We start from the raw sequence: 13,303 nt of genomic DNA on the forward strand, positions 1-13,303 counted from the left end.
TATCAGTGAAATTTGTCTTTATCTATCTGATAAGGTCTTATATCTCCTTGTAGTCTCACTATATAATAATCTTCATATTCAACTACCTGTGAGACTATCCCTGTAACCTTAACAGATTCAAATTCTTCAGTATCTAAATTCTGTTCTACAGTCCAAAAATAGATTTCATCTCCAATTTCAATACGGTTTAGAGAACTTCTACATCCTGACAGCAAAGATATAAATAGAATTACTAAAAGAACTTGAAATACCTTCTTAGTACTTTGTAGTTTTACTAACATTATTTATTTTGTACTCTAACTCCCAATATTTTCTTTTTATTCATAAAAAGCCTCCTGTTTTATATTTATGTTTAAAATATTGTTAAACACTATCCTAATTATACCACAGATACATATACATTAGTTAATTCTTCGTTATAATTTTTAACTAAAGTAAATGCAAATATATACCCTTAACCTATAAGATGAATAGGGTAAAATAAAAAGCACCTAAACGGTACTTCTTACTTGCCTACTGAACTCATCACCATGAAATTTGTACTCCTTTTTGTCCACCTTGGAGTAAAGTTTAATCTATTTTATTTAATATGTAAATTCTAAAAATACTACAGAATCAACATTTATAAAGCATACCAAAGTGTAATTTATACTAAATCTATTCTACAACAAAATGCTTTAATTTTAAGATATATGTTACAGAAAGCCTACAACAGTGGGCTTTTTGCTTTGTTTTAAAATGTTGATTTCTGGGTTTGTCCCCCTTTTTGTTCCCCTTCACAAAGAACTAACAGCTTTCTCATAAAATGAGACGGCTGTTTTTGCTTTTTCTTTGGAGAGATGACTGTAAGTGTCCATAGTCATAGCTAGTGTAGAATGACCTAGACGGTGTTGTAATTCTTTATATGGTATTCCAGAGTTTAGCAAAAGACTAGCGTGTGTGTGTCTAAAACCGTGGAATCCAATATTAGGTACACCAGCATGTTTGAAACGTGTGTTTAAACGAGTTGATAGTGTTTTATTGTTTGGGTATTGAGGAAATAAGAGAAGTTTAAAAGTCTATCATTTTAAATTTGATGTTTACAAAATGATAAGCAGATAAGCAAAGCAATAACTTGCCTTAATTGCTTGCATAATGACAAGGAGATAGGAGAGATAAAAATGTCTCTTAATTCCTTACCAAATAGTATGGAGAATGGACTTGAACCAAGAGCGAATGCCGAGAAAATGCAAAAAAAGCACTTAGAAAAATCTAAGCGCTCAAGAGTAGTGGACGGTGTGCCTGTCCCGTCATCTCATACTATGAAGTTGCGTAGCGACACTATCATTTCTACCTCACTTCTCTTTAAACTAATTATATCATACTAATGGAGCTGGATAAGTTTAAAACGATGATGAACGTCAGAAAGCGGATGACTTACTTTCTGAGATTCCAGAGGATAGCAGGAAGTGAAAACCAAGTTAGGATAGATGAAGAAGCTTGGAAACTTGTCTTACATGATCAGTGGAATTTGAACGGCGAGCATGAAAAAGCAATCCGTGAGGTGTTGGAGATATTCACTCACGACATCAACAGCATAGAAAACAAGCGAGCCAGAAAATACTTTATTATCCACTATTGCTACATGAGAAAGAAAACAATGAGTGAATGCGTAGAGATGGCAGGTACTAGCTCCACTAGCTACCACCGATACAAACAGATAGCTGTCTTAAACTTTGCTAGAATCCACCAGAACGGAGAGGCTAGAAGCATGTAAGTAGGCAAATGTAGGTTGAGGCTTCATATTCGTCCCTATTTTGCTTTGTTTCGTACTAGACGACTAAAACACCACGGATAAACTAAAAGCCCTTAGAGACGAATCTAAGGGTTTTTGTGAGATAAAAAAGGTGACCCACCGCCTCCACAGCAAGCTACTTCATGGATGTTAGAGTACCTTTATCTTAAATTAATTATAGCTCAAAAAACTTTTAAATAAAAGTATATTGTAGAAGTTCTGAGTAATATGTAGTCAAATTTAGTGTTACTTGTTTCTTAATTTAAAGAATAAATGTTTATTTTACTTGACAAAATTTGAAATGTAGTATAAAGTAAAAGTCAGAGTAGTTAGTAGGGAGGACTTTTATGGAAAATCAAAGCATTTCATTAAGTCCTGGATTTATTAAACTATTATTAAATCTCATTTCTTTAGTTACTTGTTTTTTAACATTCTATAATACTACGGAAGCAGCTACATTTACTAGCTCATCTATCCTTTTTATGGCAAATAATATACTTACCTGTATTGAATTACCTCCTACTAGAATAAGCAAGAAAATAGGGGAAAGAGTTGTCCAAGCTGAAGTAGTGATTATCGTCTTTTTAATTTTTTTTGGTTCTTTGTTGAATACAGCTAATGATTTCACTCTCGCTATTTTAAAATGGCTAATTGGACTTGCTATGGTTGCTGGTTTCATCTTAGTTGCATATATAAAAGGACAGAAAGATACGCTACAGGATGTGCAAGCTAGAAAAATTGCTAAGAAAATTGTACGTGAAGCCAATGATGAATATCATAATGATATGAATGAAAGAAAAGAACATTATGTTTTAAAGAATCGTGACTATATCGCAGGCACTTCTTATAAAAAAAGCGGAAGGAAGAAATAAAAATGGGATTTCAAATTTTATTTATAATATTTTTTATAATGATATGGTATCTTGCGTTGATAGTTGAGACATATTCATATTTGAAAAAAAATAATTTAGGGGTTAATTTTTTAGGAATTATCTCTATACCGTTTTCTTTATTTACATTGCATTTAAAAATGTTTTATAAAGAAAAGACTTTTTCAAAAAAACTTAGATACTTAGCGTATTACTTTATAAATTATAAATTATCAGTAATTTTTCTTACTGAATTGCTTTTAGAAAATATTGCAATGACTGAAGCATTAGGTTATTCTCCATATCTTTCTAAGAAAAAAGTAAATGAGAGCAAAAAAACATTACCGGAAACTGCAAAAGATATTATTAAGTTACCAAAAACAACAGAAAGTTTTAGTGAAGTATTAATGGCTGCATGATTTTGTAAAACATATATCGAACCAAAACATCATTAAATTACACTTATACTAAATGAAAAAGAGAGAAAGTTTTATTTCTCTCTTTTTCATTTAAAAAAGTAACATTCCTGTTTTAAAATTACAATAATCAAATTAGATAATAAAAAGCACGTTTGACCGTTCTAGTTCCTTGCCTGCTGAACTCATCATTTTAAGTCCTTTTTTGTTACCCTTTATGTTTTCTCAACTTATTTGAATTTAATAGTTTTTGAGAAAGTCAAGTTAGATTCATAGCAGGCTTATGCCTGTTTTTCTGTACCTAATCACTGCAAGATAAAAAATGTTGTAATATTTTATTGAATAAGATAGGCTTTAGAGCCTTGATATTAAGCACTTTGGGGCGTTTTCCCTTAGTGCTTTTTTTACATTTTACAATAGCTTTTAAGCATACAGCTATAAGTATCTATACGCGACTAGACCTGTATAGTTTAAAGTGATATAATAGTCTAAAAGGAGGTACTACTATGAATGTTTTAGAAAAAAACACACAGGTAAACTTTAAGACTAACAGAGACTTGTTAGAGAAGGCTAAAGCTATTATCACAGCGCAAAATCTTGATATGACAGCCAGTTTTAACTTGTTTTTAGAACACATTGTAGAAAATAAAGCCTTGCCATTTGAAACCCAAGTAGATAAAGAAAGAGAAGAACTTCTATCAGGGTTGCGTGCTGAAATTGCCCGTAGCTTTGACGATTTAGAACATGGAAAAACTTACAGCCTTGATGAAGTGAGGGCTAACCTTGGAATTTAACGAGAACGCATATAGCCTTATTATCTCCGAAACGGTACAAGAACAGCTAAGAGGTATTAAAGATTATATCTCAGCTAACTACTTTTCAGAACAGGCAGGAGCAAACACAGTTAAGAATATTCTTCATGGTTTGGAACGTCTTGAAGTTTTCCCAGAAGCAGGATTTGATGCTGACGAAAGAGTAGGAGGTATTATATACCCACCCCACAAAACTCGATGCATCATTTTAGGCGATTACCTAGCCTTCTATCATATTTTAGAGGACAGCAAAGCTGTCTTTGTATCAGATATTATTCATAGCAAACAGGACTACATCCGCTTGTTCAAGAAAAAATAGCGCAATGGTTAATCCTTTTAGAGGGTAGCAAAAACCCCCATCGGTGTTTGACCAGGAACTGACACTAGTGACTTGACTTTTTGGAAGATTAGAAATGGAAAATATAGAAAAATTATTAGGAACTCTGCAGGAGCAAAGCTTTATCTTCAATTATGGAGATAGAGAAGCGAGAATTGATTTAGATACATTATTGTCTGATTATGATGATGGAACATCATTTATAGACTACATATCAGATTTTTATTACGTTCAATCTGTTTATCAAAAATTAAAAAATAGTGAAGATGCTGATCCTGTAGAAAAATTCCAAGATTTCTCTGAAAACAGTGCATCTTACCATAAACTACTATCGTTGATTAAATTCTTCTATTCAGAACTTAAAATTTGCCTTTATGAAATTAAAGATGATGCGAAATTTCGACGTCGGATGCACATTGATATATATAGAGAGTATTTTTACGAATCATATTCGTATATAATGATCGATTTAGACGAGTCCCTTATTGATATTAAATCGATCCTGGATGAAAGAAATAAAATTTTAGCCTATTTTATTAAACATTATGATAAAGAGTTTCCCACTTTTAAAAAGTTAATTTTCTTAGCTATCATATTAGAATTATTAATCACCAACGAAGCGTTAATTAGTATTCGCTTCCGACATATAGAGGAACTTTTTGAATCATTTTCAAAAAAAATAAGTCATTTAACTAGATTATTCCAATCCTCATTAAGTAGTCGTCTTTCTAGTGATAAGTTTTATCTAGTTCCAGTAAAAACCAACGAATGGTTCGGAAAAATGATTGATAATGTCGAATTATCTAATACTTTGAATATACTGACAGGAAAAAATAGAAAAAAATTGAATTGCTATGCGGTTGCTTACAGTGACAAATTTTCGTACTACGCAATAAATAATATGGATGGAGATGACCAACAAAAACTTCATGATGTATTTACTACGTTACTAAATAATATGCCCGCTGCAAAATTGACGGATGATGTAAGATATTATCTAACTGATGAAGAAAATTCTATAACTTATGGTCAATTTAAAAATCATACAGAACCAATTAAAAGTAGCTATAATAGAATGTTTACATGTTGTGAAAGAAAAACTTTCGCAAAACTAAGGGAGGAAGAATTAAAAAATAATAAAATTAATAAAATGAATATTCTTGTAACACAGGCACCCTGCGTATATTGTTCAAGAGAATTGAATTATATTAAGAAAAGAAGTTCAGTAACTATGAATATAAATTATCCTGAATTAGAGAGAATTAATACTCATGATTGTTTAGCACAAAATATATTTAACTCAAATAATCCAGAAGGATAGCTTGTTTATTGAAACTTTATTAAGCACTGCGATTAGTATTTTTCTTAACAACACAAAAACACTCTAGACAATATGACTAGAGCATTTTCTATATATCCGAACATCTAATTTATTTCACAAAAAATATAGTCAAAAATGTAATCATTCGGTTGATTTTTATTACAATATACTGAGATTAACAAAAAAACGCTGTTCAAGCGTTTTTCTTCTGTATTGATTCGTATTGAATGCTTACTTAACTTCTGTGAAGAAGATGTTGTTTTAAAGGTATGTAATGATATTTGAAAACCTTGATTTGATAGCATTTCTACCTAAAATAAAATAAATGGTAAATAGAGAAATATGAATTTATTGAAATTTAATCAGTTAGGAATCAGTTACGATAAATTAATATTCTTTGGAAATCAGAATATAGCACTTATTAGTATTGCTTTATCATAGGTTAGATATTTTCTTAATTAGATAAGGGCGTTGTAGTTTCAATTTATGGAGTACATTAGTTTGTAGAAGTACTAAACAAAATTACTCGTTATGATAGTTCATCAAAGGTATTATATCAGATGTACAAAGTGTGTAGAGAAGTTTTTGGATAGGAATTACTTGAAAAGTATGTGTTTTTATGATATATATTATGTAGGAGGAATATTATGGCGAAATTAACAAATTTTTATTTGAATAAACAGAATGAAATTAATTTACCAAGACTAGCTAAGTTTTTTAAAGAAAAAAATATGCTTGAAAGAGAGAATAGGACTTGGGTGATTAATCTAGCGATAAAGGAACTTTTTGAAAGTCTGGAGTCTGAGATTATAGATTTTGAAAATAATAATTAATTGACGCACTGAGCGTCTTTTTTTTTGCAACAATAAATATATATTCATGCATCTAATATGTAATACATATGCAACAAAGATGTAATGTTGCCCCCCTTGATTTTTGTCTCCCGGCATGATATGATATAACCATGATTTACACTTGATACATACTTGATGTATACAAGAAATATACTTTTAAAATGAGGTTGTGAATATGAGTAACAGTCGAGCTTCTCCATTCAAGATATAATTCAAAAATAAACTATATTTAATTTTAAAATTTTAATTTAAGGAGAAAGAAAATATGAAAACATTTAAAGAACTGGTTGATATTGAGGGAATGGTCTTTCCTAATTCTCATGGGGTGAAACGTGTACAGAGGTTTAATCCAGACGAGTCACCATGCTTTCTTTTAGACGATGAATCTAGGGAGTTACTTATGAGAAAATTACCATTTGATAAAATTAATGAACCAACTTTGAAAAAATTTGCTGAGAATATTATTGTATTAAATCGTCAAAAGCATCGTGTATCTGATAAATCTAGAATGGTATTGATGAATGAGGCTAACTACAGCTATAGTGGTGAATCATTCTATACTACTATTGTCGAATATTATTGATTTGGTAGGGGAGGTTAGGTTAATCCCTCCCTTTATTTTTAAAATTTGAAAGGAAATACGAAAATGAAAGTTAATGAATACTTCTGGAAAACAACTTCTCTGACTTTATTGTTAATTATCAGCTTTTTTGCTGGGTTTGGAGCGCATTTGGAATTTTCTTCTTATAATCCATTTTTATCTGCGAAATTTGCCTTAGTCGTAGCTTTTATAGTCTTTTTAATTCAATTTTTATCGATATTACCAGCTATGTTTAAAAGAGGAAAAAACAATGATAAAGAAATATAGATTTTGCTTTTTTTGTATGTTCGTCTTCGCTCTTTTATCTGTGTATAATCCCGCAGGTTTTGGCTCCCTCTTAAGTATAGTATTGTCCCTTATAGCTTTCATTTTTTTTGTGGCTTTTCTTTACTATTTCTTAAGGGTTAAGCTTATCGCTCTTTCTTTTATTATCAAGGATATAAGAAATAAGATGAGGTAAAATATGTTTCGTATAAATCGTAGGGTCTCCCTTTGTGAGTCGTACATATTATCAACCTCCTTAATGAAGAATTTTTATTGGGCTTCTATACTATCTCAAATCTTTATCTTTATTTTACTGGTTTTAATCTTTAACATCTCAGGACTTTTACTAGTTTTGGCTGTGGTCTTAGAAATTTTAATCGCCAATAAATTTATATCTAAGCTGAGTGAACTATACAATAGAATACAGCCCATCCTTGCTATAAGGGAGCGATTACTCTTCTTGCTCGAATCTAACAACCTATTTATATCTTCTTCTGACGGAGTTATAGTTCGTTCCGTGGTTCTTGAATTTTCTATAGATGAGGAATATATAGTTGTTTATGCTTATGTTATGGGTGATAATTTCTCTAATAAGGTGTCAGAGTTAGATGTATATTTGAGTGCTTGTTTGAATTTAAACTTGGAAAAAAAAGTAAAGACTTGTAGTTCTGTTAAGTATACATTCAGAAAATATCCCGAGAAAAGAATTTCTTGGGAGGATACTCTACACAATGAAAACGTGATAACAATCTCTGAAAGCGTTAGTTGGGAGTTCGGGTCTCCTCCGCATGTACTCCTAGCTGGCTCGACCAAATCAGGGAAAACAGTGATGATAGAGAACCTAGTGGCTCAATACTTGTGTTTAGGTTCTGAAATTAAGTTATTAGACCCCAAAAAAGGAGAACTCTCTTTTGTTGTTGGTAAAAAGTTAGAGGATAGGTTAGGCTATAAAGTAGTTTATAATTCTCCCTTTCAAATTTCTGGTGCCCTTCGCGAGGCTGTCTTGGAAATGAATAGACGCTTTCAGGTTATGGCGGATAACCCAGATACCTATATTTCTAAAGGAAAAGTGTTATCGTGGGCTGAAGTTAAGGGGAACACTCCTCTGATAATTGTGCTTGATGAGGGGATTGCTTTCAAAACAGAGGCAGAAACGACTAAAGAAGGGAAACAAGCCTATCAAGAGGCAATGTCGAACCTTGGAAGTCTATTAGTAAAATCACGCCAAGCTTCAATAGAGGTGATAGTCGGTTTGCAAAGGGCATCTAGTGACTTCATTCCTACCTATATGAGACAGAATTTTGGGGTAGCTCTTTTATTAGGAGCAACTACGGCTGATTCTGACTCCTGTCGCATGATGTTTTCAAGTCAAGATATTGATTATAAAACTTGCGACATTGGGACAGGGTACATTCAAATAGATGGGGTTATCCCTACTCCTCGGTATGTCGAGACACCGTTTAAGTCTGATGAATTAGACTTTGAGGAATATTTTGACGAAGCTTGTGATAGGTATATGAGGATGAGAAATGAACGAAATTAGTGTTGTTGTCAAGTTATCGAACGGCAGTTTAATGGGTGCTACTGAATGTGATGAAAATCCTTATAAAGCTTTGTTACAAATTTTACAAGTAGTACATATGCAAATTGTAGATGAATTAGAATAATGTAAGGTGGTATTTGAAATGCTGTTGAAGCATATTTGCGAGGTATGTGAAAAAAGTGAAATCATTGATTCAGATTTAGCTTTTGATAAAGGATGGGAATATCCTCCAATAATGGGTAGTTTTAGAATTTTATCCCCCAGAACCTGCCCTAATTGTACGATTGAAAAAACTGTGTGGTGGGCATTAGCTATGGAGGGTAAGTCTCTTGAAGATTTATCAAAAAGGCAAATAGAGGTATTAACGAGGATAAACAATGAACCGTTGAGTATTTTACCAAACTCAGATGACGGTCTTTCGAGCTAGCAAAATAGGGAGGGACGATTGCCCAGGAGGGGCAGAATCGAGCGGAGCGTTCCTCTTTTTGCTAGGGAGAAAGAGCCAACCGACTGCTTTGCAGGAGGTCAGAAAAAACAGCCCCAGTACTAATAGGGGGTGCACACATACATGAAATGTACTCTAAACCCTTGGTACGTAAGGGGTTACGGCTTGCTAGTTGTACCAAGAGGTCGCAAACTCTTGGGAGAGTAAGGATGAGAGGTGTTTTCATGTAGGATACGGAATTAAAGGAGAAAAAATATGGTTTACAATATGACAGATACAAACATTAAAATTGGATTGCTTGACCTTGAAATGTCACAGTTTGATATTCCTAAGAAAGTAGTGATTTTGTCAGTTAGGGTGAACAACAAATACAAAGAAGTCAACGGCGAAAACGTGAAGACAGATGAAGTAAGTAAAATTACTTCTACTGTGCTTGACGCTGACAAAGTGAAAGTTCTAACTGAAATGGGAATTTCTACTGATGACTTAAAAGCGATTAACCTAGAAATTATCGGAAATCTGGATAAGATTGCAAAGCTTGCTCAAAATGATTCTTTGTTGAATGTTTCTGTTGAATTGATTCGGCCTAAGGTTAGACTAGCTTGGAACATGGCTAGAAGTAATTGGGCAGGTGTAAAAATTGTGTGTGAGGATATTAAAGTTCTAGGAGAATAATCCTATGAATACAGTTAGAATAGATTATTTTGCTGTAAGTGTTAAGGATGTCCCGCCAGAAAGAGTTCTGACTGACATCCTTTTGATTCCTCTTGAAAACTTTACATTGAATGATTGGGGCATAAATAAGTATAAGCAACATTATTCTTGTTCAGAAATTAAGGTGTATTTTAATGCTGATAGGCTTTCTATGGGTGTATTTATTGAATTAAAAGGGCAAGGTTGTCGTCAATATGAAGAATTTTTAAACAGTAACGAAAATAATTGGATTGCCTTAATTACTCGTTTATACCAGTATAATGTTAATTTCACTCGTTTAGATATTGCCCACGACATATTTGACGGTAGCTTAGATGTCCAACGTATATATGACTATTGCAAGAAAGGATTATGTGTCTCGAAAGCAAAACACTTTGAATATCATGAGAAATCAGTTCTAGATTCTGGTGAGCGTGTAGGAGAAACAGTTGCAATAGGTTCACGAGGTAATCAGCAGTGGTGCATATATAATAAACGCATGGAGCAGCTTGGTAAGCAAGAGCTTGTAGAAGTTCCGTCTTGGATTCGCGCAGAGCTTAGATGTTGGCAGGAAAAGGCTAATATAATTGCAGAGCAGTTATTTTTAAAACGTCCATTATCGTCAATCTATTTTGAAGCTATCAATGGTCATTATCGCTTTGTTCGTCCAAATGCGACAGATAGCAATCATTGGAGAAGAAAAAAAGTCAAGTGGTGGATAGATTATCTAGGAACTGAAAACCAGACAGTTCTTAGTATTACAAGGGCTAAAACGACACTACGGCAGTCTGAGGCTTGGACAGAGAAACAAGTTGCGAAAACATTAGCAAAAGTCTATATTGCAAAGTATCAGGCCTATGATGTTCAAAAGGCAGAGAAATACATTCAAAGCTTACTTAAAGAGGGGCTTTCGAGGCTAACTGATAACGATGAAAAGGATATAGAGCAATATGTAAGAGAGCAGAATAGTTCTCAATTTTGGGGACAAAAAAAGACGACTTGAAAATAAGTCGCCTCTAAAAATTAACTAACTAGATTATAGCATAAGAAAGGAAAGTATTCCAATGATAGAGCTTAAGACAAAGTCAGACTATGATTTAACTAAAAATTGGTATCGGAAGAAAGAATTTTTAGATGAACTTTGGAAGGGTATGAAATTACCTACATTGGATCACTACATTCGTCAAATGAGAAATAGTCCATATTCTTTTGGAATTTGTGGAACTCATGGGAATGTCTTTATTCATGCGGAGGTATTTAAAGATTGGTTTGATTATAAGATTTTCCATGAAAATGAGGCAGTTATAGCTTAGTATAAGGGGGTAAAAATGAAGGTAGGTAAGACTACTCGAGTTCTAACTGTTTATCAATGGAAACCAGACCCTTCTAAAAAGGGCAACGTGCTTGTTAAGTTTGCAATGAGATATACTCATCCTTTGATAACAAAAAGTCGTTATAAGTACCTTACAAGGGGAGAAAATAAAGGGTGGTATACGACTAAGGCAATACCAACAGGAAAGGACAGTAAGGGACATGAGAAGTTACTTATTTCTGATATAAAGAATAGTCAGCTGATTACAAAAGTTTCAAAGATATTAAATGAAATGATTGATGAAACCGTATTAGATTTGACTGGAGAAAAACCAAAGAAATTAGAGCCTAGTAAAACTTTATGCCTCAAAGAGATAGCTAGACCGTATGATGAAAACAGTGAATTATACGGTTTAGCTTTTAAGTGGTGGGTCAATCGTGTTAAGCCTGCCAAGAATACTCTAAAGACTAGAGTTAGTGTTTATAACCAGCATATTTCCCCATATTTCAACGAAAATATGAGCCTTAAACAGTTCTGTATGGAACAGGAAAAAATGCAAGATATTATAAATAATGCAAGTGAGGGAACTTCAAAGAACATTCATATCTATCTTAAAATGATATTTGATTGGGCGGTAGAACAAGGAGAATTGACAGCGTCGCAACACCCTATTTTGAATAAGAGGGTTAAGCGTAAGACACTAACAAGTGCAGAAGAGCAGGCGAAACTTAGGGAAGATATAGCTGAAAAATATCTTGAAGTTGAAGAGGCTAATCAAGTATTTAAAATTATTGAAAATTGGACTAAGCGACATAATAATGAACTAGTTGCTGATGTACTCAGAATTATCTACTTGACAGGTATGAGACCGAGTGAAGCATTAGGTTTGAATGAAGATGTTCTAGATTTCAAGAATAAACTCATTAAGGTTCATTGGCAGAGGGCAAGCCATAATAAGACTGACAAAGAAATGGCAGAAGAAGGCTTGCGTGATGAGAAGGAACGATATAGAGCAATTCTAAAAACTAAAGAAAGCGTTAGAACTATTCCGATGTCACCAAAAGTAGAACAAATTTTACTTAAATATATTGAAAGAAATAAGTTTCAGGCGAGATTTAATCCGACTTATCATGATATGGGATATATTTTTACTAGGGTATACATAAAAGGGAAGAACCAGCAGGGCAGTCCATTGTATCATACAGAAATTTCAATGTTCTTAAGAGGTGGAACTAGTCAGTCCGCTAAGTATAATAAGAAAAGTGGAAAATCCTATAAGGATATTGATGACCTAGTTGATTTTGGTAGGCCTGTTCACATAGTTCCCCATATGTTCCGACATAGTTTTGTTTCAGTCATGGCTGATAAGAATGTAAGCTTAAACGTTATTCGAGAGTTTGTGGGACATTCAGAAGATAGTAGAGAAATAGAAAAAATCTATCTTCATGTTATGCAAAAAGGAAAACATAAGATTGAACAAGCTATGATAGATTTGTCTAAAATAATCTCTTGATTATTATAATCAGTTAAAATTCAGTTATTTTGCTAAACTTAAAAGAAAAAGCCTTAGAAATGTTGATTTCATAGGCTTTCTGTATGTTGTATTATTTAACTTCTGTAAACACAACGTGTTTGCGAAGTTTTGGTGAGTATTTCTTCAATTGAAGACGGTCTGGAGTGTTACGTTTGTTTTTAGAAGTAAGGTACAAGCGTTCACCAGATTCTTTGTGTTCAAGTGTAATATTTACGCGCATGGTATCTCCCTTCTATTATTCAGCTGATGCAGCTTTAGCGATTTTACGTCCTTTGTAGTATCCTTTAAGTGATACACGGTGAGAACGTGAGTAATCTCCAGTAGTTTCGTCAAAGTTTACAGATGGAGCTGTTACTTTGTAGTGTGTACGACGTTTGTTTTTCTTCGCTTTTGAAGTGCGACGTGCAGGTACTGCCATTTTGATTTCTCCTTTAGGTATTTATATTCGATTCAATCTACTGATTTTCATCAACCATACTAGGATAACACATTTTTTTTGTAAAGTAAAGTTACTTGACAAAAAAAGAT

At 33.0% G+C, this 13,303-nt stretch carries 19 protein-coding genes and 1 pseudogene; 16 read left to right on the forward strand and 4 right to left on the reverse strand.

Annotation, left to right across the window (positions count from 1 at the left end; translation table 11 throughout):
• Positions 1 to 2 precede the first annotated feature (2 nt).
• Both QM843_RS03460 and QM843_RS03465 read right to left on the reverse strand, forming a co-directional pair.
• Positions 3 to 281 carry a hypothetical protein gene (locus tag QM843_RS03460; RefSeq protein ID WP_261016081.1) on the reverse strand — a complete coding sequence of 93 codons (279 nt, stop codon included), beginning with the start codon at positions 279 to 281 and terminating at the stop codon, positions 3 to 5.
• Positions 282 to 776: 495 nt separating this feature from the next.
• Positions 777 to 1,034 (reverse strand): annotated as a pseudogene (locus tag QM843_RS03465) (tyrosine-type recombinase/integrase); the annotation flags it as partial.
• A 332-nt stretch (positions 1,035 to 1,366) separates the two neighbouring features.
• On the opposite strand from QM843_RS03465, the gene QM843_RS03470 reads away from it, so the two are divergent.
• The 16 genes from QM843_RS03470 (at position 1,367) to QM843_RS03545 (ending at position 12,754) form a co-directional block, all read left to right on the forward strand.
• A complete protein-coding gene (locus QM843_RS03470; protein ID WP_414304512.1) occupies positions 1,367 to 1,756 on the forward strand; it encodes a transcriptional regulator in 390 nt (129 codons plus the stop codon).
• Positions 1,757 to 2,121: 365 nt separating this feature from the next.
• Positions 2,122 to 2,646: a hypothetical protein gene (locus QM843_RS03475; RefSeq protein ID WP_414304511.1), complete on the forward strand. Its 525-nt coding sequence runs from the start codon at positions 2,122 to 2,124 to the stop codon at positions 2,644 to 2,646.
• Positions 2,647 to 2,648: 2 nt separating this feature from the next.
• Positions 2,649 to 3,062: a hypothetical protein gene (locus tag QM843_RS03480; protein WP_414304510.1), complete on the forward strand. Its 414-nt coding sequence runs from the start codon at positions 2,649 to 2,651 to the stop codon at positions 3,060 to 3,062.
• Between the two features lie 503 nt (positions 3,063 to 3,565).
• The gene (gene relB / locus QM843_RS03485; protein WP_414304509.1) at positions 3,566 to 3,853 is read left to right on the forward strand and encodes a type II toxin-antitoxin system RelB/ParD family antitoxin; all 288 of its coding nucleotides are present in this window, start codon (positions 3,566 to 3,568) and stop codon (positions 3,851 to 3,853) included.
• Positions 3,843 to 4,190, forward strand: a complete 348-nt coding sequence (locus tag QM843_RS03490; protein ID WP_414304508.1) for a type II toxin-antitoxin system RelE/ParE family toxin — start codon at positions 3,843 to 3,845, stop codon at positions 4,188 to 4,190. The genes relB and QM843_RS03490 overlap by 11 nt, the downstream gene beginning before the upstream one ends.
• Positions 4,191 to 4,284: 94 nt before the next feature.
• Positions 4,285 to 5,529 carry a hypothetical protein gene (locus tag QM843_RS03495; RefSeq protein ID WP_414304507.1) on the forward strand — a complete coding sequence of 415 codons (1,245 nt, stop codon included), beginning with the start codon at positions 4,285 to 4,287 and terminating at the stop codon, positions 5,527 to 5,529.
• A 647-nt stretch (positions 5,530 to 6,176) separates the two neighbouring features.
• Positions 6,177 to 6,362, forward strand: a complete 186-nt coding sequence (locus QM843_RS03500; RefSeq protein ID WP_001096738.1) for a hypothetical protein — start codon at positions 6,177 to 6,179, stop codon at positions 6,360 to 6,362.
• 286 nt (positions 6,363 to 6,648) lie between these two features.
• Positions 6,649 to 6,966 carry a hypothetical protein gene (locus QM843_RS03505; protein ID WP_000846753.1) on the forward strand — a complete coding sequence of 106 codons (318 nt, stop codon included), beginning with the start codon at positions 6,649 to 6,651 and terminating at the stop codon, positions 6,964 to 6,966.
• Positions 6,967 to 7,029: 63 nt separating this feature from the next.
• Positions 7,030 to 7,251 (forward strand): hypothetical protein, encoded by a 222-nt coding sequence (locus tag QM843_RS03510; protein ID WP_000867242.1) that lies wholly within the window; start codon positions 7,030 to 7,032, stop codon positions 7,249 to 7,251.
• 196 nt (positions 7,252 to 7,447) lie between these two features.
• Entirely contained in the window at positions 7,448 to 8,791 is a 1,344-nt protein-coding gene (locus QM843_RS03515) for an FtsK/SpoIIIE domain-containing protein (RefSeq protein WP_057517436.1), read from the forward strand.
• Positions 8,778 to 8,915 (forward strand): hypothetical protein, encoded by a 138-nt coding sequence (locus tag QM843_RS03520; RefSeq protein ID WP_001002894.1) that lies wholly within the window; start codon positions 8,778 to 8,780, stop codon positions 8,913 to 8,915. Before QM843_RS03515 ends, QM843_RS03520 begins: the two co-directional genes overlap by 14 nt.
• Positions 8,916 to 8,933: 18 nt before the next feature.
• A complete protein-coding gene (locus tag QM843_RS03525) occupies positions 8,934 to 9,218 on the forward strand; it encodes a hypothetical protein (RefSeq protein ID WP_000924762.1) in 285 nt (94 codons plus the stop codon).
• Between the two features lie 273 nt (positions 9,219 to 9,491).
• Positions 9,492 to 9,911, forward strand: a complete 420-nt coding sequence (locus tag QM843_RS03530) for a hypothetical protein (protein ID WP_000262970.1) — start codon at positions 9,492 to 9,494, stop codon at positions 9,909 to 9,911.
• A gap of 4 nt (positions 9,912 to 9,915) precedes the next feature.
• Positions 9,916 to 10,932, forward strand: coding sequence for a replication initiation factor domain-containing protein (locus QM843_RS03535; protein ID WP_414304506.1), 1,017 nt, complete (start codon positions 9,916 to 9,918; stop codon positions 10,930 to 10,932).
• Between the two features lie 61 nt (positions 10,933 to 10,993).
• Positions 10,994 to 11,242: a hypothetical protein gene (locus QM843_RS03540; protein WP_000571454.1), complete on the forward strand. Its 249-nt coding sequence runs from the start codon at positions 10,994 to 10,996 to the stop codon at positions 11,240 to 11,242.
• Between the two features lie 15 nt (positions 11,243 to 11,257).
• Entirely contained in the window at positions 11,258 to 12,754 is a 1,497-nt protein-coding gene (locus QM843_RS03545) for a tyrosine-type recombinase/integrase (RefSeq protein ID WP_000862760.1), read from the forward strand.
• Between the two features lie 91 nt (positions 12,755 to 12,845).
• On the opposite strand, the gene rpmG is transcribed toward QM843_RS03545, so the two are convergent.
• The gene (gene rpmG / locus QM843_RS03550) at positions 12,846 to 12,995 is read right to left on the reverse strand and encodes a 50S ribosomal protein L33 (protein ID WP_001265622.1); all 150 of its coding nucleotides are present in this window, start codon (positions 12,993 to 12,995) and stop codon (positions 12,846 to 12,848) included.
• Positions 12,996 to 13,010: 15 nt separating this feature from the next.
• On the reverse strand, positions 13,011 to 13,193 hold the full coding sequence (gene rpmF / locus QM843_RS03555) for a 50S ribosomal protein L32 (protein ID WP_000290417.1): 183 nt from the start codon (positions 13,191 to 13,193) through the stop codon (positions 13,011 to 13,013).
• Between the last annotated feature and the right edge of the window lie 110 nt (positions 13,194 to 13,303).

It is taken from the genome of Streptococcus mitis (genome assembly GCF_047463435.1).
Taxonomy (GTDB): domain Bacteria; phylum Bacillota; class Bacilli; order Lactobacillales; family Streptococcaceae; genus Streptococcus; species Streptococcus mitis_DS.